Annotated in this window: 22 protein-coding genes; 11 read left to right on the top strand and 11 right to left on the bottom strand. The window is 45.1% G+C overall.

Going from position 1 to position 22,483, the window contains the following annotated elements; genetic code table 11:
• Positions 1-916 precede the first annotated feature (916 nt).
• Both BEL05_RS14710 and BEL05_RS14705 read left to right on the top strand, forming a co-directional pair.
• The gene (locus BEL05_RS14710; protein WP_069671623.1) at positions 917-1,285 is read left to right on the top strand and encodes an SMI1/KNR4 family protein; all 369 of its coding nucleotides are present in this window, start codon (positions 917-919) and stop codon (positions 1,283-1,285) included.
• Between the two features lie 108 nt (positions 1,286-1,393).
• Positions 1,394-1,801, top strand: coding sequence for a hypothetical protein (locus BEL05_RS14705; RefSeq protein ID WP_069671622.1), 408 nt, complete (start codon positions 1,394-1,396; stop codon positions 1,799-1,801).
• Positions 1,802-2,747: 946 nt separating this feature from the next.
• Here BEL05_RS14705 and BEL05_RS14695 read toward each other — a convergent pair.
• Both BEL05_RS14695 and BEL05_RS14690 read right to left on the bottom strand, forming a co-directional pair.
• Positions 2,748-3,569 (bottom strand): DODA-type extradiol aromatic ring-opening family dioxygenase, encoded by an 822-nt coding sequence (locus tag BEL05_RS14695; protein ID WP_069671620.1) that lies wholly within the window; start codon positions 3,567-3,569, stop codon positions 2,748-2,750.
• Positions 3,570-3,663: 94 nt separating this feature from the next.
• A complete protein-coding gene (locus tag BEL05_RS14690) occupies positions 3,664-4,113 on the bottom strand; it encodes a DoxX family protein (RefSeq protein WP_069671619.1) in 450 nt (149 codons plus the stop codon).
• Between the two features lie 134 nt (positions 4,114-4,247).
• Between BEL05_RS14690 and BEL05_RS14685 the strand changes: the two genes are divergently transcribed.
• The 4 genes from BEL05_RS14685 (at position 4,248) to BEL05_RS14670 (ending at position 8,413) form a co-directional block, all read left to right on the top strand.
• A complete protein-coding gene (locus BEL05_RS14685) occupies positions 4,248-5,171 on the top strand; it encodes a LysR family transcriptional regulator (RefSeq protein ID WP_069671618.1) in 924 nt (307 codons plus the stop codon).
• Between the two features lie 278 nt (positions 5,172-5,449).
• On the top strand, positions 5,450-5,935 hold the full coding sequence (locus tag BEL05_RS14680; RefSeq protein ID WP_028764337.1) for a VOC family protein: 486 nt from the start codon (positions 5,450-5,452) through the stop codon (positions 5,933-5,935).
• 203 nt (positions 5,936-6,138) lie between these two features.
• Positions 6,139-7,815: a sensor domain-containing diguanylate cyclase gene (locus BEL05_RS14675; protein ID WP_175427349.1), complete on the top strand. Its 1,677-nt coding sequence runs from the start codon at positions 6,139-6,141 to the stop codon at positions 7,813-7,815.
• A 91-nt stretch (positions 7,816-7,906) separates the two neighbouring features.
• On the top strand, positions 7,907-8,413 hold the full coding sequence (locus BEL05_RS14670) for a hypothetical protein (RefSeq protein ID WP_245687003.1): 507 nt from the start codon (positions 7,907-7,909) through the stop codon (positions 8,411-8,413).
• A 122-nt stretch (positions 8,414-8,535) separates the two neighbouring features.
• On the opposite strand, the gene BEL05_RS14665 is transcribed toward BEL05_RS14670, so the two are convergent.
• From BEL05_RS14665 to BEL05_RS20785, 3 genes are all read right to left on the bottom strand, one after another.
• The gene (locus BEL05_RS14665; RefSeq protein ID WP_028764335.1) at positions 8,536-8,985 is read right to left on the bottom strand and encodes a dCMP deaminase family protein; all 450 of its coding nucleotides are present in this window, start codon (positions 8,983-8,985) and stop codon (positions 8,536-8,538) included.
• 142 nt (positions 8,986-9,127) lie between these two features.
• Positions 9,128-9,676: a DUF2726 domain-containing protein gene (locus tag BEL05_RS14660; protein WP_069671616.1), complete on the bottom strand. Its 549-nt coding sequence runs from the start codon at positions 9,674-9,676 to the stop codon at positions 9,128-9,130.
• 261 nt (positions 9,677-9,937) lie between these two features.
• The gene (locus BEL05_RS20785; RefSeq protein ID WP_139151895.1) at positions 9,938-10,096 is read right to left on the bottom strand and encodes an alkyl sulfatase C-terminal domain-containing protein; all 159 of its coding nucleotides are present in this window, start codon (positions 10,094-10,096) and stop codon (positions 9,938-9,940) included.
• A 273-nt stretch (positions 10,097-10,369) separates the two neighbouring features.
• Between BEL05_RS20785 and BEL05_RS14655 the strand changes: the two genes are divergently transcribed.
• The gene (locus BEL05_RS14655; RefSeq protein ID WP_037428771.1) at positions 10,370-10,741 is read left to right on the top strand and encodes a TM2 domain-containing protein; all 372 of its coding nucleotides are present in this window, start codon (positions 10,370-10,372) and stop codon (positions 10,739-10,741) included.
• On the opposite strand, the gene BEL05_RS14650 is transcribed toward BEL05_RS14655, so the two are convergent.
• Complete coding sequence (locus BEL05_RS14650) at positions 10,738-11,763, bottom strand: substrate-binding domain-containing protein (RefSeq protein ID WP_069671615.1); 1,026 nt, start codon at positions 11,761-11,763, stop codon at positions 10,738-10,740. The genes BEL05_RS14655 and BEL05_RS14650 overlap by 4 nt on opposite strands.
• A gap of 847 nt (positions 11,764-12,610) precedes the next feature.
• Between BEL05_RS14650 and rsgA the strand changes: the two genes are divergently transcribed.
• Positions 12,611-13,747 carry a ribosome small subunit-dependent GTPase A gene (rsgA, locus tag BEL05_RS14645; RefSeq protein WP_083250364.1) on the top strand — a complete coding sequence of 379 codons (1,137 nt, stop codon included), beginning with the start codon at positions 12,611-12,613 and terminating at the stop codon, positions 13,745-13,747.
• A gap of 76 nt (positions 13,748-13,823) precedes the next feature.
• Here rsgA and BEL05_RS14640 read toward each other — a convergent pair whose 3' ends face one another.
• Entirely contained in the window at positions 13,824-14,780 is a 957-nt protein-coding gene (locus BEL05_RS14640) for a LysR family transcriptional regulator (RefSeq protein WP_139151894.1), read from the bottom strand.
• A gap of 97 nt (positions 14,781-14,877) precedes the next feature.
• Between BEL05_RS14640 and BEL05_RS14635 the strand changes: the two genes are divergently transcribed.
• Together BEL05_RS14635 and BEL05_RS14630 are read left to right on the top strand one after the other, a co-directional pair.
• Positions 14,878-15,942 carry an HlyD family secretion protein gene (locus BEL05_RS14635; protein WP_069671613.1) on the top strand — a complete coding sequence of 355 codons (1,065 nt, stop codon included), beginning with the start codon at positions 14,878-14,880 and terminating at the stop codon, positions 15,940-15,942.
• 31 nt (positions 15,943-15,973) lie between these two features.
• Positions 15,974-17,569 (top strand): DHA2 family efflux MFS transporter permease subunit, encoded by a 1,596-nt coding sequence (locus tag BEL05_RS14630; protein ID WP_139151899.1) that lies wholly within the window; start codon positions 15,974-15,976, stop codon positions 17,567-17,569.
• Between the two features lie 60 nt (positions 17,570-17,629).
• Here BEL05_RS14630 and BEL05_RS14625 read toward each other — a convergent pair whose 3' ends face one another.
• Both BEL05_RS14625 and BEL05_RS14620 read right to left on the bottom strand, forming a co-directional pair.
• On the bottom strand, positions 17,630-17,875 hold the full coding sequence (locus tag BEL05_RS14625; RefSeq protein ID WP_028764327.1) for a DUF3297 family protein: 246 nt from the start codon (positions 17,873-17,875) through the stop codon (positions 17,630-17,632).
• Between the two features lie 143 nt (positions 17,876-18,018).
• Positions 18,019-18,681 (bottom strand): glutathione S-transferase, encoded by a 663-nt coding sequence (locus BEL05_RS14620; protein ID WP_069671611.1) that lies wholly within the window; start codon positions 18,679-18,681, stop codon positions 18,019-18,021.
• Positions 18,682-18,808: 127 nt separating this feature from the next.
• Between BEL05_RS14620 and BEL05_RS14615 the strand changes: the two genes are divergently transcribed.
• On the top strand, positions 18,809-21,112 hold the full coding sequence (locus tag BEL05_RS14615) for a peptidase U32 family protein (RefSeq protein ID WP_069671610.1): 2,304 nt from the start codon (positions 18,809-18,811) through the stop codon (positions 21,110-21,112).
• Between the two features lie 213 nt (positions 21,113-21,325).
• Here the strand turns inward: BEL05_RS14615 and BEL05_RS14610 are convergent, their stop codons facing one another.
• Both BEL05_RS14610 and BEL05_RS14605 read right to left on the bottom strand, forming a co-directional pair.
• A complete protein-coding gene (locus BEL05_RS14610; RefSeq protein ID WP_028764324.1) occupies positions 21,326-21,850 on the bottom strand; it encodes a hypothetical protein in 525 nt (174 codons plus the stop codon).
• A 49-nt stretch (positions 21,851-21,899) separates the two neighbouring features.
• Complete coding sequence (locus BEL05_RS14605; protein ID WP_139151893.1) at positions 21,900-22,343, bottom strand: hypothetical protein; 444 nt, start codon at positions 22,341-22,343, stop codon at positions 21,900-21,902.
• Positions 22,344-22,483: the final 140 nt, after the last annotated feature.

Here is a 22,483-nt window from a genome sequence, read left to right as displayed (position 1 = left end):
GCTTGCAGCAGGCTTATGTGCAGATACTGCTTCGGGACGCTTTGCGCCATCCTTGGCCGCTTAACGAAAACATCTGACCTACATGGAAGTAGGGAATGCCGAAAAATGTCGGGAACATTTTTGGCCATGTTTTCGATACCCTCAGCTGCATCTACACTGGGTTATTTTCTCTCTTCGATTTTGCTTCATTTGGGACTAATAACGCATTAAAAGCTAACTTAGTTTTGCCCCAAAACTTGTTAGCCTTCGAGTGAAGGCTGGTTACATTTTCTCTTTTGGTTCATTGTTATTGGGGTGTGTGCGTGAAGGTCATATCTTTATCGCCATCTAACGCCTGCCCGGCGAGGGATGTGCAGATACGCCTGTGAGACGCCGTGAATAAGTCCCTTTAGGCTCTGCCGAAACATCCCTGTTTCGGAAGCTCACCGGCGTATCTACACTCGGTATCTCAACGTCTCTTCGATTGGGCGGATGTCGGAAGGGGGAATAAAAAACTGACTTGATTTTACCCCAAAATGAGTTAACACGTTGTCGGTGGATCAGTACCTAACGGACTTTCTGGCTTGGCAATTTTCATCGCTACACCAGCGAGATGTAATTCACAACTTCCCAACCAAAAACTGAATAACTATACAGTCATATTCAAATCATCAGGATTTTGAACAATTTTCATCCTGTATTCGTGCGCGCTTTCTCATTTTGGTTTGAATAAATTGCTTTAAAATTAATCGCTTATGCTATTCGCCAAGTAGATAATAGGTTTGGAAAACGCGCATGCGCGTTTTTCCAGATGGTATATTTAGCAAAATGCTGATAAGTTCATTGTATACAGATAGTTAACTGTGCGCGTATTCACTGGTCCAACGAGGTAAACGCGCATGCGCACTAATAAAATGTTATATTTTAAGGGGGTCGCATGACATTGGATGACATCGAACTTATTCAAAAAAGAACAAATATACAATTACCACCTTGTTATGTTGATATCGTGACTAATTATCCTGTTGAATTGTTAGAAACAGATGCTCAAGATTTTGGGTTGTTAGATGATGCAGATGAAATTATAGAAGAAAATAATACCGTAAGAAAAGAAGGTTACTTTGGTGAAAAGTGGCCTGAGCATTATTTTATAATTGGGCAAAATGGTTGTGGTGATTATTATGTAACAAATTTAAATTCAACGGAATTTTCAGTTGGTTTTGCAGATCACGAATCTATGTCTTGTAATCTGTACGCTGAAGGTTTATCTGAATTTATTGAGAAATACACTAGCGAGCAAGAATAAAAATATAACAAGGCATTTAAACGGAACAAAAACAGTGGGTTACGTTTCGCTTCGCTACACATTTTAACCCGCAATTTTTGTCCGCTTAATGCGGCGTTATACGCAATTATGAAATTGAAGAACATCAAATCATTATCACATAACCTAAGCCACTCTTATGTGAGCTTCGAGAACTACGTTGATGGTGAGTTTGTATTTAAAGAGCTGAAAGAGTTAGCGGTTAAAGCCAATGGCGCAAAGGTTTCTATCTATTGGCTATATCAAGAAAATAAGGTGGTCCCTTTATTCAGCGAACGAATCACAAAAAGTATTGAATATTACAAAGATTGGCTTCCGCAGCTTCTAACCCAGCATGAGTTAGATGTTTCGGTATTTTCCGAGCTAAGAACCGACATATACATCGCGCAAAATATGCAGCTAGAAGTTCAGGCTTATGCGTGTGACCTCAATGGCAAAGAATATGTCAAAAACATTTATGAATTTGCTGACTTAAAACCATATGATGGTGAATCGTGAGCAAAGCGTATAACAAGTCAAAGCACTCGGACTTGGCAAAGCTGTCATCTTTTTTGTTCCAAAAAAGTCGCCAACTTCACCAATCCGATGTTTGAAGCGTTATAAGCCAAAGGAATATATGAGTTTACCGAGGGAACAATTAGCCAAAGTTAGAACACCTTTTAGGGTACTCGCGGGTTTCATCTTTGTACTTTCATTCTTTGCTATTTTAGCTACGGTTACTTTTGCGTTCACTGAACCATATGATCATATTATTTGGCTTTTAGGCATTGTGACGTTTGGTATGTCATATATGTCCGGGCATGTTGTATTTACAGGTTATGCCCCTAAATTTTTACTGTTTACGCATGGCGCTAAAGATGGCTTATAACAAGTTGCTCAAGTTCGTTCGTAAACTCACTGGGACAATTAACAGTTGGCTTTGCGCTTCGCGCAAGTTTAGCCAACAGTCAATTGCCCCTTAGCAAAGCGTTACCGTATATCAGCTTGCCATTCTTTCCCTAATAATAATCATCACTTTAAGAGCTTTGACTCTAACCAATTTCTGTCCAAAAGCTTCTCACAAGGTCAAATCGAAGAGGTAGAAAACTCGGTGCAGATGCGGCTGCGGACGTTGATGGCAGGGATGCCATCGTCGAGCCTCCAAGGATGGATTCACGGCGTGTAGCAGCAGTATCTGCACATTTCCTCGCCGGACAGGCGATTAGTTACAGTGAAGATACAAATTTCAAAGACACTCTACCAACACTAATTCAGCCAAATGTTAAACCACAAAAATGCCAACACCTTCATTCCAAGGCCAACACACCTTTGTCTACTTACGTTTTATAGCTTTATCTAACCTTTGATGGCTTGCTCAACGCCATCGTCTGCACAGTTTAATTCGAAAAATTATCCTAAAAAGAAATCAAGCCAAGCCATTAAAAATTAACGGCTTACCCAAGCCTTAGCTCGGTGAACTTGCTGTTTGGCTGCGCCACACAAACGAGCTCGATTGCTTGTTTAAGATGGTGACGTTTTGATGCTCATCATAGGGGCGGCCAGCTAAGCCGTAGCAGACATGAAGAGGCAGCAGGTGCTCTTCGCGGGGGTGACAATATCGGGCATTGGGGGTGCTGAGCCAGTCTGTCATTGCTTGGGTTCGCATCGCCTCAGTTAGCTGTTTATCACTTAAAGTTGTTTGTAGCCAATGCTCAAACTTTTTATTTTTCAGCTGGCTATTTTCAGTGTTTGGGGCAAAGAACGCTCTCATATTATGAAAAGAGAAACCTGAGCCAATGACCAGTAAGTTATCGTGATTAAGGGCCTGCAATGCTTTGCCTATGTTTAGATGCTGAGCGGCATCGAGGGTATTGACCAATGACAACTGGATAACGGGAATATCGGCCTCTGGATACATCAAGGTTAATGGCACAAACATCCCGTGATCATATCCGCGTTGGCTATCTAGTTTTGCTTCGATACCTGACCTTTGTAACGCACTCTGTACTTGTTGTGCCAACGCAGTCTCACCAGGACTTGGGTATTGCAACTGGTAGCTAGCAGGCGGAAAACCTGAATAATCGTAGATCATTTTAGGATGCGGGCCGGCGGTGATTGTCGCGACTGATTCCTCCCAATGGGCGCTAATGACTAAAATTGCGCTGGGACGCACCAATTTGCTAGCCAAGGACTTTAGATAGACCACCAGCTCGCTGTGATGAGGGTCATCAAGTAACGGCATTGGACCACCACCGTGGGAAATGAAAGCGATATTAAAGTTGCTCATACTTGTCTCCAAACGATATCACCCTAGCCACTGAGTGATTATTTAGGCGCGGCCTAAGCCGCGACTGGGCGATGTTGTCGATACGTGAGATGGCCTAGCGGTTAAGCTTTTTAGCAATAAGGTTATCAAGGCTAAAAGAGCCGCTACCTTGAACAGTGACCGCAACAAGTGCGACTAAAAGTGTTAACGCATATTCATAACCGTTGTTTGACATAAATAGCCCGTTGCCAATATGCACTGCAAATATCGCCACTAACATGGTGAAAGCGGCGACCACTGCCGCAGGGCGAGTGACCAGGCCTAATACTAAGGCTAAGCCACCAAAGAATTCAGCACTGCCAGCCAATAACGCCATCAAATAGCCCGGCGTCATTCCTATGCTTGCCATCCATTTCCCTGTGCCCTCTAAGCCATAGCCACCAAACCAAGCAAACAGTTTTTGTGCGCCATGGGCAGCCAAGATTAAGCCAATGGGTGCCCTAAGTATTAAGCCTGCGAGCCCTGCGTTGGATACAAATAGTTTGTTTAATCGTGATGTGTTCATGGTGGTGCCCTTTATTAAATTGAGTTGATTTGGTTCCCGCCTTGGGATGAGCACACTTTACTATCAACATAATGCAAGAGTAAGATGGATTTTTGGGATTGATTACCAACAAAACGTTGTTAATAGGGAGGCCAATGGACAGAATTGACGCTATGCGTGCCTTTGTCTCGGTTGTGACCGAAGGCAGTTTCAGTAATGCGGCGACTGCCATGCAGCTATCACCGCAGTTGGTCAGTAAATACGTGTCTAAGCTAGAAGCGAGCCTTGATGTACGCTTGCTACACAGAACGACACGTAAAGTGAGCCTGACTGAAGCAGGCTCGTACTATTTTCAGCATGCACAGCAGATCCTGTTAAGCATTGATGAGATGGACGCCCAATTAGGTGGGCTGCAACAAAACCCCAAAGGAACCCTGCGTATCAGTGCGCCAGTATCCTTTGCAATAAAGCATCTCAGTCAGCTACTCACTGAGTTTCAATTACAGTACCCTCAAGTGAGTGTCGATCTGCAGCTTAACGATCGTAAAGTCGATGTCGTTGAGGAAGGTTTCGATATTGTGTTGCGTATTGGGCAGCTCAAAAGCTCATCCTTGATTGCTAAGCAAGTAGCTCCCATCCGGCTAATGTTATGTGCAGCGCCTACGTACCTAAAAAAACATGGCGTTCCACGCCAAGCTGAAGATCTAAAGTATCACCGCTACTTGCATTACAGCTATATGGATATGGCCGGCAAAGAGTCCATCTTTAAGTGGCTAAGCGAGAAAAACAGCGAGATGAATGGCGATTTTCACTGCAATAATGGCGATGTGTTGGTGGGGGCCGCGATTGCTGGAGGGGGAATTGTGCTACAACCTAGCTTTATTGCCAGCGAAGCTATTTGCCGTGGCGACCTGGTAGAGGTATTGCCTGAGCTAGCGCCAGAGCCTGTAGGTTTGTATGCGGTGTATGCCCACAGAAAGCTACTGCCCAATAAGGTGAGGTGCTTTATCGATTTTATCGAGGGGTACTATGGCTCACCGCCCCATTGGGACCAAGCCATCATCGACATGCAGGATTAAACGGCGTTGGGCAAAGCGCGACACCGCAAACAGATAACATCATCAAGACTCAAAGGCTATTCACGGTTAGCTGATATTAGCTATATTTAGAATTATAATAACAAAACGTACTTATAATCATAATTATTGATAATTTTACGTAATCACTCTTGCTCCATATACTTCACTCATCGAAACGGCTGGTGAATTGAAGCGACCAACTCAGTCAAATGACGGGTTAGTTAAAGATGTCAGTCAAAACAAACGAGTTATCTCATCTCAGAGTGTGGAGCAATATTATGAAAATGAATCACGTAGGTATTATGGTTGGCGATATGGACACCGCGGTAGCGTTTTACACTAAAGCGTTAGGTCTTAACATAGTGATGGACAACACCAAAGTCATTGAAGAGCGCGAAACCGCGATTGGCAGAATGTGTATTGCCGTATTTGGCGAAGGCTTTAAAGGCTTTAATATTGCGCACCTGGTCACCACAGATGGCATAGGTGTTGAACTGTTTGAGATGAAACAACGTGCAGAGCGTCACGAAGTCGATTTCTCTCGTTTGGGGATCTTCCATTTCTGTTTGCAAACCGATGACTTTGAAGGGGCCATCGCGCGCACTGAGGAGTTTGGCGGTAAAGTGCGTATGGACATCATGCGTTACCACCCAGAAGATGATAGCAAGCAAGCGAAAATGGTTTACCTAGAAGACCCATTTGGTAACTTGTTTGAGCTTTATTCGCATACGTATCAAGAGACTTACGCTTCCGACTACGAGTAATTATTGCTTGGGCTTGATAATACTGCCTCAGTTTGAGATTTTCGCTGCTCATTGACTGGAGTCAACTACGCGGCGAAAACCTCAGTCATACCGCTTAAGCCACACATCTGGCTGTTTTACGGCACGATTTGCTGTTAAACATTACAGCGAACTTGCACAATTATGCTAGGCTTGCAACATACTGATTTGCATAAATGGACAACATGGCAATTAAGCGTGTATTAGCATTGATGTTGCTCTGGATGGCGACGATCTCTTTCTCCTTTCTAAGCTTTGCTGGGGTGGCTCAACCACTTTCAGCGACGACAGATATCGCCATACAAGATATTGATATTTGGCGTGCTGTGGATGCCCAGTCTCACTCCGTGCCAACGTCCATCGCTGCGATGCAAGGTTTATATCAATCAGCAACCCCCATTAAAACCTCGTTGGCTAACCAGTCTGGGGCCTATGTTGCACGCCTTCAACTCTCTAGTCAGACACTGCGGGCTGCCAGCTGGTTTATCAGAATCAACGCCAATTTTGTCGATAAAGGGCTTGGTTTTTGGCAGTCAGATCAATACGCAAATACCGGTGTGATAAAGTTTTCACAGCATGAAGATATCGACACGCCTAAATTAATGCACAATCAGGCGTTTGAACTTGCATTGAGCCAGCAAGAAAGTGGTTACCTATGGCTTTACATTAAAGCGGAGCATTACGCATTGCCGCTATCGATTGAGATTATTAACAGCGGCAGCTTTTTTCAGAAGCAATTTATTACCAATGCGGTGACCCTGTTTTCAATAGCTATCATGCTCACACTGGCGGCCATTGCTTTAACCTTGTATATCAAAACGCGCCTAGTGGTTACGCTTGCCTGTTCGGCTTACATTGGATTACATGGTTTAGGCTGGGCTGCGGCTTCTGGTTTAATTGACGATCTGTTTAATCTCCAACACATCAATACCACCTATCTTGGTATGGTGATATTTCCCTTTGCCATCGCCGCTGCTAGTCAATTTACGAAATTACTCTTTAACCTCGACACCTTGCATAGAAACTTGGCAAAACTGTTCAATGGGGTATCTATTATCTGTCTGGCTTTTGGCTTAGCCATGCCGCTGCTAAGCTTTTCAATTGCCTTTGCTATTTCCCATATCATCGCACTACTTTGGGTGCCACTGGCCATTGTTATTGGCTATAAAATGCTGATGTATCGTGATTTTAGGGCTAAGTATTATCTGCTTGGTAACCTCTTATATGGCCTGTCCTTGCTTTACTATATTTTATCTCATAGCAACATCATTACTGGGCAACTGCACGCCGAATTGGTGGTGCTGTTGGCCTTAGCAGGCGATTGTTTTTGCATACTCCTCTCTTTGGCGGCTTGGTTGCAGCAAAAGAAACAAGACTACTCTCGTGCCTACTATCAGGCCAGAATTGACCCGCTCACTCACATCGGCAATCGTTACGCGCTGAGCGAAGCGCTGGCCCAAGTCGATAAACAGTACATTATTGCGTTTATCGATTACGATGGGTTTAAACAGATTAACGACAAACTCGGCCACGATCAGGGCGATGCCTTTTTGTGTTATGGGGCTAAAACCATGACCAATGCACTGGACCATAAAGGCGAAGTGTATCGCACTGGCGGTGATGAATTTGTGTGGTTGCTGAAAGACCATTTACCTAAGGATATGGGGGGAGCGGTTGCTGACATTGAGCGGCTAATCAGGCAATGTGAACATGCATTACAGGCTAAATGGCCGCAATCAGGCATTAGCTATGGTATCGCGCATGCCCAGGAAAGCACCAATCAATCTGAATGTCTGGCGCTTGCAGATAAACGCATGTACCAGCATAAACGCAGTAAAGACTCGAGCTCGGTAAATGCTTGACGTTAATCGCCGGCAGTAAGGCGTTTAGCGCAACCGCTTATAGCAAGGACTTTCACTACAGATAACAAGTATTAACCAGCTCGATAGCTAAATGCCGAGCAGCAGAACCACAGGCAAAGAGACTATGCAGCAAGGGTTTCCTATTACCATCACGGCCGATAGCCAGTTTTCCAGTTCGCTTAAGCCATTGTTGGCCCAGCTTGAGATGTGGCTCAATTTTCAGGCCCTAAAAGCAGACTGGTACAGTAATGAAGATTTCATCTTGTCTTTCGACTTTATCTTGGTGAGATCGTTAGCAGAGAAAGCCGAGCATTTGACGAGCGCACCAGCGGGCACTCAGGCTGGCACTCATGCGGATACACAGGTGAAGAATGAAAAGGGTGAAGAAAGCGCTGCGGACGCTCTTGCAAAACGCTGGGTGGTAGAGCCAGGCTATGCCTACCAAAATGATAGCAGCAAGCTAACGACCACGGCTTTTATCGCAGTCGATGATTTGGCTCGGGGTGGCGTTGGTATAGAGCAGGGGATAAAGGCGAGACTAATAGCAGTGGCGAATGCTGTTGGCCAGCAGCACTGTCTTATCGCTTTATCTGAATAGTGGCTACTTAACCTCGATAGCGGTATGAGATCTTGTTTTTATTATCTTTCCTTAGATTAACGTGGGCTAAATCCATTAGCCCAGTTCATGAGTTATTTGTTTCGATAAGGTGGTGAGCAGATCTATTCTGCTGGTGCTGCGTCGACCTGCATCCAATCGACGGTGACGCCAGCTTGTTCAAACATATCTTGGCTAACTTTAATCTTATCGCCCCAGCGCGATAAAAAGTCTTCGCTAGGCTGTGGGCTGTGGACAGCGCGCAAACCAGTTTGAATGATTTTGGCTGCGCAGTTAGGGCAGGGGAAGTGAGTCACCCAGATCTCGCAGCTACTGAGGTCGCGTTTGGCATGGAGAATGGCATTCTCTTCAGCGTGCAAGGTCTTAAGTAGTTTCATCTCACGATTATCGGTTTCAGCACTATCAGAGATACCATGTGGATAGCCGTTAAAACCTAAAGAGACGATGCGATTGTTCTCAGTGATCACTGCACCCACTTGGGTGGAGGGATCTTTACTCCAAGATGCGACGAGCTCTGCCATCTGTAAAAAACGTATCGCCCATTTTGTCATCATGTCGTTGGCGCTCCTATGCGGTATTTATCACTTCATCTAGGCGCTATTCTCTATGGAGAACAGTGAGAAAGCAACCTCGAAATAGCATGGGGTAGTGATTGCTTTTGCCTGCCAGAGGTTGAATTCTCAATTCGTGCTGACGTTAAATAGTGGCCTGATTAATATGTTGTGAGGCCTTAGTCGCAACAAGCGGCTTTAAGCTGGTGTGGATGCTGTTGCGCACCTTATCGATATGGTAACTGCGCTGGGCGCTAAAGCGTATCAGTGGTAGCTCGGCAGTGAGGCAGGCGTCGGTGATCAGTTGGTCGCGTTGCTGCCTGTTAGCGCGTTGATGGCTGTTGTCGTCAAGTTCAATCGCAGCAACTACGTTCAGGCTCTCTTTGTCACACAGCAGGTAGTCAAAATGTTTGGCGGATATTCTATTAAAGGCTCCCTGCCAGTGTTGGCGGCTCATGCCTTTTTGGGGCGTGATCACATCTGCGATACGCACTTTGCCAAGCACGCGATACTGGTCACCAATCGCTTGGTCTAGCACCCCAAGAAACGAGCGTTCGGCAGGCGAAAATAGCGCCTTGTGCTTGCGATAAGTGTAGCTGTTGTCATTGCTGGGGCTGATTAGTCGGGCGATAAATGGAACAATAAGCATAATCGCCAAACCAAGGGCGATTAATATCAATTGAACTAAATCCATATTGCATCCTTGCGATGAGGTAATGTGTATTGGCTGTAGCATCCTTTGCTAGTGCCAACAAGAATAGGCCGAGTTTGGCTATTTTTCAATAGCTAGAATTTTAAGCTTCTGTAAGGGGGACTGATGTGGGGTACGATGGATAACAGTATGACGCTGGGGCAAAAAATACCACTGATGGTAATCAGTGGTATTGTTCATTTTAGACTTTGTGCCGAGCTTAGCATTTCCGGAAACCGCAAATTGTGGTGTGTGGCTTTCGAGTTACTTGGCTGTGTCTGGCAAGGTGCCAGGTAGTAGCTCAAATGCCATGGTGAAGGTCACTAATGAACTCATTAGATCGTTAATCACCTGGCTGTCGCCTTCCATTTTCACTTTGCCCGCTTTAATTTTGTCATCAAAGCTGTGCGCACCCATCATCACATCATTAAGCTCACTTTAATTAAGTCAATTACAATATAGTGGGTCGCTGGGTAAAGCACGCTAAATTTATTCATAACGACTATGGTTCTGTGAGGTGAGCGATTTAGTAGACATACAGGGTCTTCGATTTTGGGCCTTTTATTTTATTAATGTGAACTACACACCTATATTTCAGCGAACACTTGTACGCATAATGTGTGGCCTAATATTTATCAAAAGTCTCAAGCAGCTTTTGATTAGTGGTTTTATTTGTGTATGACACAGGAGTTTGTAATGCCCCAGAATCACGCCCCATTTTCGCAGTATATAGACGTGCAATGTTCGCAGTGCGCTCAGAGGATCGGTTTTAATGTGGCGATCTGCCCCCAATGCCATGCGGGCCAAGGATTAGAAGCGCTTGCTGGCATCGACCCTAACGTGCACATTAAAAACCAAACCCTCACAATTTGGTTTGGCTTGTTATTTGGGGTGTTCGGCTTACATCAATTCTATTTAGGCCATTATGTAAAGGGCAGTATGTACTTGGTATTTTGTTGGACATTAGTGCCGATGATTGTTGGTTGGGTTGATGCGGCGCGCACCTTGAGCATGAGCTCGTTTAAGTTTAACCAGCGCTATAGCCGCCGTGTGGCTCTGGTCAACTAATCACTGATAGGCACTTTTGGGGAGCTTTTGCCACAGGTGGCATAGTTTTCTGGGGTGCAAAGTTTCATTGGTGTGTAGATGACTGGGTCATAGGCTTGCTGCGTGACGATTTTATGTAGGGTAAGAATAGCTTGTCTACCCATTTCATACGGGTTTTGCCCCACGTTGATATGGGCGAGACGGTCTTTTAGTAGGGTTAATTGGTGTGGAGCGGCATCAGAGATCACGACCACCACCTCGTTATTATCAAGTTTGGCTTGGTAGGGGGCAATCATTTTACGGTACAGGTCTGCGTCGTTTTGTGGCCATCCTCCTACAGCAACAAAAGAATTCGCTTTGGTTGGTTTACCTCTCATTACCGATTCCATTTGCTTAACGGCCTGAGTTAACTGGTCAAAATTGGAAAATGGTTCTCTTACTTCAGTCCAACCATTGTCGTTGTTAAGTTGTTCACCAGGCGGTGCGTCGTAGGTTTTCGCTGAGAGTTCTGAGCGTATACCCATGATTCTTAAATTTAAATTGGGTGAGTCAGGTCTACCTGTTTGAATGATCAATGTACCACCATTGGGCCTCAATGTTTTTAGCTGTACACCCAGGGCCTTGCCAAACTCAAAGTTGTCGGTACCTATGTAGGCTAAACGAAGATGTTCATGTTTGGCTTGGGTGAGGGCATCAAAGTCAGAGTCGTAGGTAACGATAGGTATGCCCGCTTGTTGCGCTTTCTTGAGCGAGTTCTCTGCTAAAAATTTTGATTGGGTGACAGCCACGGCAATCCCATCAATGCCTTCATTAATAAGTTGTACTATGATTTGATCTTGGGTTCTGACACTCGCGACTTCTGGGCCACGATAAATACATTCGACCCCGTCTATTTGGGCCGCTGCGTCTTGACAGCCATTTTTACTTTGATCGAAGAAAACACCATAATATTTAGGGACAACGGCAAACTTAAGCGCTTTTGCGCTCACGGAAAGCGTAGTCACTAAGCATAATGCGATAAGTATGAAGAGTGATCTTGTCACATGCCTCTCCTAAAAAGTAACCCCATTCGTGAGTTACAACTTGAGAACAATATTGCAACACCAAGGTAGCAAAGTCAGTTACTTAAAGATATGAGCACCCTCCCATTTTTTGGTGGTAGGTCACCGACATTCATGCCCACTCAATGAACTCATACCAATCAGTATAAAGATCTGATCGCTTAGCGAGAGTTTAGCGCGTCTGAGGCCAGGTTTTTAATTGTTCCTCGGCTCTAGCATCCTCGGTAAGCGCTCCATGCGTTATCCTAAATCCTAAACCCCTTTAGTCGTGCATTAAAGACATTCACAACGCTCTTGTTATTTGCAACGAGTGAGGAACATAGTCGAACCGAGTTTAATCTCGTAAAGACTACATCGGATGTGGTAAAAATCGCCTTCTAGACGTATTTTGGCTGCCTACTCCGGTGTTGAATAGCTTCACAAGTGAGTAACCATTCTATCATCTATTCGCCTTGCATTAATTGCCAACAATACGCTGAGTCGATCACACTCTTATATGGATTGGGATCATTTGTGATCAAACCAACAGCGCGAGCAGAAATCTTCTGAGGAGTTGGCTTTATGCTAGCCCATGAGTCGCTTTGGTGATAAATTAGTCACCGTTAAGCTAGCTCTATACTTTAGCTATTCACTCAATGAGAAGGAGAATTTGATGATTGTTGTTTCCCTATACTGGGCAACATTCGCACAATAACCCACATTTATTGCTTGTCTTTAGACAACGCAATGTGGCGCTGCATTGCCCGGTAGTTCATCGCATCTATACCGGGAACTTACCTATTTAAGTATCCCAGAATTTTATATTCAGGCGCTTTGCGCTGGGGTCATTATGACAAAATCCAATCGTTTTGCCGTTATACGCGCAACTAAAACATCAACAAACACCAATTCAAACTTGGCATCTGTAGCTGCTCACGCAGTCACAGAGACGTTATCCCTAAGTCAATTGGGATGGAACAGCTATTTCCAAACACAGTTAGTGGATATCGATATCGACAAGGTGACGCTAGCACGCGTAGTGGCGCACCATCGGCAATACTACGAACTCATTTCACCCTGTGGCACGCAGCAACTGGCGATACATACTCAACTTCCCTCGATGACTGTCGGTGATTGGCTGGTATTGGATGCGCAGCAACAATTTGTGAAACGGCTAGAACGGCAATCGTTATTTAGCCGTAAAGCCCCTGGCAGCAAAGTCGACCAGCAGTTAATCGCCGCTAACCTTGATTGGGTTTTTATTGTGTCGTCAGCTAACCAAGACTTTAATTTGAGCCGTATCGAACGATATTTGGCTTTGGTTAATGAAGCTGGTGTGACACCGGTTGTGGTTATGACTAAACAGGATCTCTGCGACGACATAGAGATCTACATTAAGCAGTTAAGGCAGTTTAATGCCCACTTGCTAATCGAGACGGTTAATGCCCTTGATACCGACAGCACAGCGGTACTTAACCGTTACGCAGAAAAAGGCAAGACTGTGGCTTTAATCGGCTCATCTGGGGTCGGTAAATCTACCTTAGTTAATAGCCTATTGGGTCAGCAGCAACAGGTGACATCGGGTATTCGAGAGGAGGATGCTAAAGGACGCCACACCACAACGGGACGCTCACTGCACTTCACTTATGCTGGTGGTTTGTTAATCGACACGCCAGGCATGCGTGAGTTGCAATTGGCTGATTGTGAAGAGGGGGTAAAGCACACGTTTAGCGATATCGTTGATCTAGCAACCCAATGTCGTTTTGTCGATTGTCAGCATCTGCAAGCGCCAGGATGTGCGGTTCAGCAAGCATTGGAGAGCGGTACACTCGACATGCGTCGTCTACAAAGCTATCAAAAGCTGTTACGAGAACAAGCGCTTAATGGTGCCAGCATTGCGCAGAAACGTGCTCATGGTAAAAGCTTAAGTAAACTGTATCGTCGGGTGCAAGATGATGCCCGGCTCAATAAACGGCTAATGAGCTAATAGGGTTAACAAGGCGCCTTAATGGCGCCATTTTTAACCTGGAAACCTGTCCTATTGTCCTGTATTTATTATGGTTTTAAGACGGTTCTTGTGTTGCTGTATGGCTTTTTGGGGTCACAAAGTCAGGCACTTGAAGTACACGATCTTGCCAGCGCATAAACACGGCGGCATAGAGAAACTCAATAAACACCCGGTATTTACGGGGCAGATAAGCGCGCTGTGGAAAACTCACAGTGACCTTGGTTTGCAGCATTGGGTAATCTTCTAATACGGGTATTAAGAGTTTTTTTTCTAACGCTTCTTGGGCAATAAGGCTGGGCACAGCGGTGATACCTAACCCTTCAATAGCGGCTTCTCGCGCTAAAGTGACATTGTTTACCGTGAGTTGTGCTTTGGGCTCCATCGCCACCCACTGCTTACCATCAAAGATTTTCCAGCTACCATCGATATGTGCCGATTGCAGCTTAATCGCGGTATGTTGGGCAAGGTCTTGCGGTACCGTTGGGGTGCCATGTTTAGCCAAGTATGTTGGGCTAGCCATCAATGCTTTATGGGCATTGACTATTTCATATTGCTGTAGCCTCGCGTCATTGCTTTCAGTGATTTGAAAAAGTATATCAATCCCTTCCTCTATGACATCCACTTTACGGTTGGTCAGCTCGGCGTCGATAGTGATGTCGGGATAAGCCGCTAAGAATTGCGCAAAAATACGGCCCAAAAATAACTGGCCCAGTTCAATGGGGCAGACAATTTTTAGGTTGCCTTTGATGATCTCCTGATTGGCACTGAGCTGGTCTTCTGCGTTTTGTAAGTCGACCAAAATTTTACTGATCCGGTTGTAATAGCTCGACCCCGCCTCGGTAAGCTTTAGTGCTCTCGTGGTGCGAAACAGCAATTGCGCTCCGGCATCCGCTTCCAGTTCGGCGACCTTTCTACTGACGGTTGCTTTGGTGATGCCCAGTGCTTTGGCGGCACCTGTAAAGCTACCTTGTTCAACCACTTGCGCGAAAATTTGTACCCGATTGAGATCCATGATTGTTACACCTGTGAAACAGTTGGTTGAATTTTAGCTATCTAATAAACCTGGTGAGACAGTAGTACAATAGGTTTAACAAATCTAGGAGTCAAATATGTCCAAAAGTAAAATGGTGTTTGTTGTCCCTGTACTGTTCGCTGCGGTGGTTGGAATGGGCTATTACTGGTGGACGCTAGTCAGGTTTACCGAATCGACTGACAACGCCTATGTTGAAAACGACATCTCTAATATTAGCGTCAAAGTGCCGGGGTATGTGGTGTTGGCTAATGTGAGCGATAATCAACATGTTGAGGCTGGACAGTTATTAGCGCAGCTTGAAGATAGTCAATTCGTGGCGAAAGTGAGCCAGAGTGAAGCAATATTGGCAAGCGCTAAGGCGAACTTGCAAACCTTAGTCGCTAAGGTCGATCTGCAGCAAGCGCTAATAAGCCAAGCACGCTCTGGCGTAGTGGCCGCGGTTTCTGACAGGGTTCGAGCACAACAGCAGTTGAGCCGAGCACAAAAGCTGAAAGCCAGTAACTATAGTTCTCAAGATGATGTCGATGAGTTGCAAGCTGGGTTTGACTCAGCTAATGCGCATTTAGATGAAGCTAAAGCGCAGTTAGTCGCTAAGGAGCGTGAATTAGCGGTGTTTAATGCGCAACTGACACAAGCCGACTCTGACGTAGATCAAGCCACAGCAAGCCTGACATTGGCCAACATTCAACTTAACGATACCAGGGTCACCGCGCCTTTTTCTGGCATCATAGGTAAGCGTGGTGCAAAGGTTGGACAGTATGTGCAACCAGGCCAAGCGTTATACAGTTTGGTTCCGGATGGGGCTGTGTGGATCACCGCGAACTTTAAAGAGACGCAGATCCAGCATATGCAGCCTGGCCAGCCGGTGCAGGTTAGTCTCGATGCGTTTCCCGACCAAACCTTTACAGGTGTTATCGATAGTCTGTCACCGGCTTCCGGCTCCAAATTTAGTTTATTGCCGGCTGAAAATGCCACCGGAAACTTTACTAAAATTGTACAACGTATTCCGGTACGTATTCGTTTGCCGCTGACAGAGCAAGGCGCTGATGCCGCAAGAGTTGTCCCCGGATTAAGTGCGGTGGTGGATGTTGATACTTCTGTGGCTGAAGTGTCGACCTTGACGGCTAACTTGAGTCGCTAGGATGAGCACTCTTAGCAGTACCAATACCTCAATGGGAAACGCATCGGCACTTGATGCTGGAAGTCGAGACGTTACTTCGCAAGTGGTTAAACCGCAAGGGTTCGAGCGGGGCAGTCGCCGAGCTTGGATTGCGGTGTTTGGTGGCCTAATTGGTGCCTTTATGGCGATTCTGGATATTCAGATCACCAATGCGTCGATGAAAGAGATCCAAGGCAGCCTCGGGGCCACATTAGAAGAGGGCAGTTGGATAGCAACCGCTTATTTAGTGGCTGAGATGATAGCGATTCCACTATCTGGCTGGTTAAGCACAGGGTTATCGACACGTCGTTACCTATTGTGGACAACCTCTGCCTTTATTATTGCCTCGGTGCTGTGTTCATTGTCTTGGAACCTTGAGTCGATGATCGCCTTCAGGGCTCTGCAAGGCTTCTTTGGCGGCGCGTTAATTCCTTTAGCTTTCCGACTGATCCTAGAGTTCTTACCCGATGATAAGCGTGCCATTGGTATGGCGCTGTTTGGGGTCACAGCCACCTTTGCCCCCTCAATTGGCCCAACATTGGGTGGTTGGTTAACTGAGCAATTTAGCTGGCATTATCTGTTTTACATTAATGTGCCACCAGGTCTGTTGGTGATGGCAATGCTGGCCTACGGGTTAGAGAAAAAGCCAGTTTTGTGGGACAAGCTTAAAAATGTAGATCTGGCGGGTATTGTCACCATGGCACTAGGGATGGGGTGTTTAGAGGTGGTGCTTGAGGAGGGCAATCGTAAGGATTGGTTTGGTTCAGACTTGATTCGTCATTTAGCCATTATCGCTGCCGTGAATATTGCACTATTTATTTGGATAGAGCTGCGCCATCGAACCCCACTGGTCAACTTGCGACTGCTTGGGCAACGCGACTTTGCTATTTCCACTTTGGCCTATTTTCTATTGGGTATGGGCTTGTTTGGCGCGATTTACATGATCCCACTTTATCTGTCGCAGATACATAATTACAACCCGTTAGAAATTGGGGAGGTGATCATGTGGATGGGTTTTCCCCAACTCTTAGTCTTGCCATTTGTTCCCAAGCTGATGAAGCGTTTCGATGGGCGCTATCTGGCCGCGTTTGGCTTTTCGATGTTCTCGCTTAGTTATTACATGAATAGTCATATGACCGCAGATTTTGCTGGCCAGCAGATGATTGCTTCGCAAATTATAAGGGCCTTGGGGCAGCCGTTTATTTTAGTGCCCATTGGCATACTAGCGACCATGCATATTAAAGCGGAAGAGAATGCCTCTGCCTCGACCGTGTTGAACGTGATGCGAAATCTTGGTGGCGCTTGTGGTATTGCACTGGTGGCAACACTGACCGATAACTTAGCGCGTACCCATCTGGCACGTTTAAAGGAGTCTATTCCTGCGGTGAGTAGTTATGCCCAAGATTACTTGGCGCAAAGTGCCAATATGCTGCAGTCTGCGGGATCTGACCCCATTACTGCCAGTGCTCAGGCGCAAGCCTTATTGGGACAAACGATGACGCAGCAAGCCTATATTCAAGCCTACAACGATGTGTTTTTGATTATGGGCGGGCTATTGCTGATCGCTGTGGTGGCTGTGCTGTCGATTCGTAAGCCTAAGTCTGGGTAAAAACGCATTAAAAAGGCGAACACATAGGTTCGCCTTTTTAGACTTTAAGGACCATTTGTCTTAACGGTAAAACGCTTCAACGGTGCCTTTAACGGTCAAGAGTAGTGGTTGTCCACGACGGTCTAAGGATTTTGAAGGGACTTTGACCCAACCTTCACTGATGCAATACTCTTCCACATCAAAACGTTCTTTGCCATTAACGCGAATACCAATGTCGTGTTCAAAAATGGCAGCCACATGATGTGGGCTACGTGGATTAACTGAAAGGCGATCCGGTAAGGCTGGTTGTGATGTTGTGTCGTTCATGCTCGTTGTCTGTAGTGAATAAAGCGTGCGTCATTGTAGGCAATACTGCGCTTAGGCTCAAGAAATTAACGTGGCTAGCTCAGCAAAAGTTAGCCTTATAGAGACGGCACCAAGTTTGAGACATAAACGATCGTTATATCATTTCACCCACCAAACAGAAGATCGCTACGATTAGGTAGCCACAATTGATGCTTTGTCATTACTTTACTGAACATCTTACTTTGCAAGTAGCGGTTAAGCCATTGGCGAACATGGGGATAAGGAGCTTGCAGATACCATTGGCGCTCGACGCGGGCAAACTGGCGGATAAATGGTAGCAAGGCGATGTCGGCAAGGCTCTCTCTATCGGCCAACAGGTATTGATGCGCCGTTAACAATTGCTCCAGTTGGGCGATATAGACTTCACAAGCTTGGCGACACTCGATGATATTCGTTTCGCTGTAGCGTTTAGCACATTTATAGTTTTCTAAGCAGCGCTTGAACTCATTATCAAATCGATAGATTAAGGTTTGCATGCTCGCTAGCATCTCATCATCACCCGAGCACAACAGATCGTCGGGATCGCTCATGCTAAGCGCCCACAACATCACTTCAAAGCTCTCTTCTATCACAGTGCCATTTGGGGTGATCAATACGGGGACTGTGCCTTTAGGTGATACGACTAACATCTCGGTGGGTTTGTCTTTTAATACGATGTCACGCAACAGTACTGGCTGCTGAGATTTATAAATTGCGATTCTAGCACGCATGGCAAAGGGGCAGTTTCTTAGGGAATAGATGATAGGTAAATTATTATTTTTATTCATTTTATAGACTATTCCTAGGTGACTTATTTACGAGTTTGCTAATGTTTAATCTACTTTAGCGATATTAATAGGCAAAATATACGGGTACCATTCCCGCTTTAATGTTTACAGAGACCTGCTTACCGTGATGAAACCCAAGATTGAATTATTAGCGCCGGGTGGCGACATTGATGCTATTAAAGCCGCCATTATTGCAGGTGCAGACGCCGTGTATTGTGGCTTGGATACCTTTAATGCCCGCAATCGCGCCGCTAATATTTCATTCGATCAACTTGTGGGGATCATCAGACTTGCCCATCAATATGATTGTCGAATTTTCTTAACCCTCAATATTGTCATCTTAGAGCAAGAGTTTAAAACCATATTTAAACTTTTAAATAAGTTGGTTAATACCACGCTAGATGGTGTGATTGTACAAGATCTGGGCTTACTGTATGTATTGCGTAACTATTTTCCGACCCTTGATATTCATGCATCGACGCAGCTAACAACTCACAATGCGGGGCAAATTCCATTTTTGAAAGCACTTGGTGCCAGCCGGGTAAACCTGTCGCGAGAGCTTAATTTGCGGGAGATCACGGCATTAGCCAAAGTGGGACAGGAGCATGACACCTTATTAGAGGTGTTTGTGCATGGATCATTATGTGTCGCATTTTCGGGTCTTTGCTATTCAACGTCGGCCAGTGCAGGTAACTCTGGTAATCGTGGGCGTTGCAGCCAAGCGTGCCGCGAAGAGTATGAAACGACCGAGTCAGGGCATAATTTTCCATTAAATATCAAAGATAACTCTGCATTTTTCGACTTACCCGCATTGATTGATGCTGGGGTCTACTCCTTTAAAGTGGAGGGCCGTATTAAAGGGGCTAGCTATGTTCATACTGTGATTGATAGCTTTCGTAAGCAGATTGATGGTTATGTTGAAACTGGCGAGCTCACCCAAGATGGTGAGCGCTTATATAAGGTATTTAACCGCGATTTTACTAATGCGTTTTTGCGTGGTGATTTAAACCAGTCGATGTTTATCGATAATCCCCGTGATAATTCTAAAAATCATTTGGTTGATAAGCTCAAAGCCGAAAAAGGCGAGTCGATCTCTGTGGTACAGATCCACGATGCTAAGCAGCAATTGCAGTTAGACAAACAGGAAATCAATGCCTCAGTGGATGAAAAAATTGCCCACTTGAGTATCGATAAAATAAAGCTTCGTTTGTGCTTTGCCAGTGAACAAGGTGAGCCGCTACGTTTAACCGTGACAACCGAGCAAAGTGATAGTCTTGTGGCTGGAGACGAAGCCAGTACTAGAACGGTAACCAAGTGCTTTAGTTCCACAAGCTTGATGCGACCGAGTGAAGAGTTAAGTGTTGATAAGGAAGCGATTGAAAAACGCTTTAAAAACATCAATAACGCCAACTATGAATTGATGGAGCTTGATACTGAGCAGCTAACCAATGGCTTAAGTATTCCATATCGCGAAATTACTACGCTTAAAAATGCGCTGCTTGCTTATTTGAACCATGATGTTGCTGTGATTGCTGAAGTGCCATTACCTAAGCTTGAACACTCCCCTAAGCCTGCGGGACAAGCGATAGAGCTGTCACTACTGATATGTGATGAGGAGGATGTCGCCCTGGCGGATGTGACTGATGGTGATATCTACTTTAAGCTACCCGATGCCTATAAGCGTGGCTGTACTAAGTATGTCGATTTCTTGTTGCAAAACCCTAGGTTAATTCCTTGGTTCCCGCCAGTGCTAATTGGCAAGGACTTTGACGTTGCGCTAAATATTTTGCAGCAAGTAAAGCCAAAGCTGATTGTTACTAATAACACAGGTATTGCCTACCATGCACAGCAACTGGGCATAAAATGGCTTGCTGGACCATTCTTAAATACCACTAACTCCTTTGCGTTACTGGCACTCAAGCAAGGATTTGAATGCGGTGGCGCCTTTATTTCGAATGAGATAAATAGGCAGCAAATTAAGCAGATAGCAAGGCCTGATAACTTTAAAATGCTCTATAGCATCTATCACCCGATTTTATTGATGGCCAGTCGTCAGTGTTTCTTTCAGCAGAGCGTGGGGTGTGAAAAACCTCGTATCGATAATGGCTGTATGTTGTCGTGCGATAAGTCGACCAGCATTAAAAACCTCAAAGGCGATTCGTTTGCTATCGATAAGCAAAAAGCGGGTTATCCAAGCATTTATAACCAAGATCAGTTTTTAAATACGGACATTATTGATGATCTAGGTGAGATGTTTGATGGCTTTATGATTGATTTGACTAATATTGGTGCGGGTGACAGACAGTCACCAGACAAAGTTGAGTTAATTAAGCAGTTCGACGCCCTGCTTAATGGCCACCGTGAAGCCAGCGTTATGCTGGAGCGATTAGTGCCAGAGTCGACCTCGTTGCAATACCAAAACGGCCTGTAAACTGCTGCAACGCCTTAGTTAACCACTGAGGCGTTGCTGACAATCAGTTATGGTTGTCAGCAATTTCGCTACCATTGAGACTATTTTATTGGTGCAACACTTCAAGTTGTTTGTTAAAGAATGTTATATCTTTGCTTAAGTCATATTGTTTGACGGCACTTGCACATAGTGACGCGTTTTATCGCACTCTTTTTGATAACCTTCAGTTTACATCTATTGGCTAACTGGGCGTGTTGATCGCTTTTTTATGTTGGCTAACTTCAGCGCAATGTCATTAAGCATCGATATTTCGATTTCATAGCCAAAATCGTTCGATTCCACACTACTTTGCTGGGCCGGAGTTGTTTCATCAATTAGCTTCTGCAGTATGTTAAGTACAGTCTGGAGTTGCAGAATATGTTGGCTGCGCCAGCTCCACATTGGCGACTCTTGAATCAAAATCATGCGAGAGTCTCTACTGTGTAGGCGTTGTAATAATTCAACCAAGATGCTGATTGAGTAGGGTTTACCCAAAGGGAGATGGTTTGATAATGCGAGTAACCAGCTGTCGGGCTGCTCAGCTATGGAAAGAAAAAACCTTTGCCACTGGCCTGTCTGTTCAATCTGGTCGAGTAGCTCGGCAGGGGCGCAGCCAAAGTCATATGTCGCTGTGCTTTGCACTTGTAGGTGTCCATAGCCATCGCTGTGGTAAATCTCCTCTTCGAATTGATGTGCTAGTAGTTGATTGATAGCATCCATTTGATGTTTTCCTTAATCATGAGGGGCACTTTGGGCGCAGCGAATCCATTTAGTGTTTTTGAATTATCATCTTATATTCAGCGTAAGGATAGCCAAAAACTTCGATGCTAAAGAAGGTTTGCCTCGCTTCAATTTCAATCACCTGAAATGTTTTGTCTGCAGTTGGTAATACCTTTAATCCCTCACCTGAAATGGTAAAACCTGGTTGCTCCACTGGTTCAATTAAAGATACTGAAAATTGATCACCAGCAAAACCGAGGACATTAATATAGGTTTGATGTTCGCCGCCAATCTTACCTTTTAACTGACATGTTTGGTTATTGCGTTGAAACTCGAGATAGTTAAAGTCACGACTGGCTTCTTGTTGTGTGTGAATAACATTGCCATGGCAAGTAGGGTCAAACACAACCACAGGGGATGCGTTGACCATTGTCATTGGTAACATTGAGCAAGCCAGTGCACTGGCGAGAGTGATGCAAAATGAGTTGTGCATGAGTCATTTTTTTCTGTGATAAAAGCACATTGCTTAAGGTGACGGATGGCGCTGTTTTAAGCGGTAAAAACCAAATTATCCCCGTCACATATTTATACTCACCAATACAAGAAAACGCCCTGCTTTGTCAGGGCGTTTCG

The organism is Shewanella colwelliana (assembly GCF_001735525.1).
In the GTDB taxonomy this organism is placed as follows: domain Bacteria; phylum Pseudomonadota; class Gammaproteobacteria; order Enterobacterales; family Shewanellaceae; genus Shewanella; species Shewanella colwelliana.
The sequence above is the reverse complement of the archived record's forward strand: the minus strand, read 5'-3'. Positions and strand labels throughout refer to the sequence as shown.

Coding starts and splice junctions, on each gene's coding strand:
- BEL05_RS14680 (WP_028764337.1), top strand. CDS start 5,450: ATGAAAATGAATCACGTAGGTATTATGGTTGGCGATATGGACACCGCG.
- BEL05_RS14615 (WP_069671610.1), top strand. CDS start 18,809: ATGAAACCCAAGATTGAATTATTAGCGCCGGGTGGCGACATTGATGCT.
- BEL05_RS14710 (WP_069671623.1), top strand. CDS start 917: ATGACATTGGATGACATCGAACTTATTCAAAAAAGAACAAATATACAA.
- BEL05_RS14685 (WP_069671618.1), top strand. CDS start 4,248: ATGGACAGAATTGACGCTATGCGTGCCTTTGTCTCGGTTGTGACCGAA.
- BEL05_RS14665 (WP_028764335.1), bottom strand. CDS start 8,985: ATGATGACAAAATGGGCGATACGTTTTTTACAGATGGCAGAGCTCGTC.
- BEL05_RS14640 (WP_139151894.1), bottom strand. CDS start 14,780: ATGGATCTCAATCGGGTACAAATTTTCGCGCAAGTGGTTGAACAAGGT.
- BEL05_RS14655 (WP_037428771.1), top strand. CDS start 10,370: ATGCCCCAGAATCACGCCCCATTTTCGCAGTATATAGACGTGCAATGT.
- BEL05_RS14610 (WP_028764324.1), bottom strand. CDS start 21,850: ATGGATGCTATCAATCAACTACTAGCACATCAATTCGAAGAGGAGATT.
- BEL05_RS14675 (WP_175427349.1), top strand. CDS start 6,139: ATGGCAATTAAGCGTGTATTAGCATTGATGTTGCTCTGGATGGCGACG.
- BEL05_RS14630 (WP_139151899.1), top strand. CDS start 15,974: ATGGGAAACGCATCGGCACTTGATGCTGGAAGTCGAGACGTTACTTCG.
- BEL05_RS14705 (WP_069671622.1), top strand. CDS start 1,394: ATGAAATTGAAGAACATCAAATCATTATCACATAACCTAAGCCACTCT.
- BEL05_RS14605 (WP_139151893.1), bottom strand. CDS start 22,343: ATGCACAACTCATTTTGCATCACTCTCGCCAGTGCACTGGCTTGCTCA.
- BEL05_RS14620 (WP_069671611.1), bottom strand. CDS start 18,681: ATGAATAAAAATAATAATTTACCTATCATCTATTCCCTAAGAAACTGC.
- BEL05_RS14635 (WP_069671613.1), top strand. CDS start 14,878: ATGTCCAAAAGTAAAATGGTGTTTGTTGTCCCTGTACTGTTCGCTGCG.
- BEL05_RS14660 (WP_069671616.1), bottom strand. CDS start 9,676: ATGGATTTAGTTCAATTGATATTAATCGCCCTTGGTTTGGCGATTATG.
- rsgA (WP_083250364.1), top strand. CDS start 12,611: ATGACAAAATCCAATCGTTTTGCCGTTATACGCGCAACTAAAACATCA.
- BEL05_RS14695 (WP_069671620.1), bottom strand. CDS start 3,569: ATGAGCAACTTTAATATCGCTTTCATTTCCCACGGTGGTGGTCCAATG.
- BEL05_RS14625 (WP_028764327.1), bottom strand. CDS start 17,875: ATGAACGACACAACATCACAACCAGCCTTACCGGATCGCCTTTCAGTT.
- BEL05_RS14670 (WP_245687003.1), top strand. CDS start 7,907: ATGCCGAGCAGCAGAACCACAGGCAAAGAGACTATGCAGCAAGGGTTT.
- BEL05_RS14690 (WP_069671619.1), bottom strand. CDS start 4,113: ATGAACACATCACGATTAAACAAACTATTTGTATCCAACGCAGGGCTC.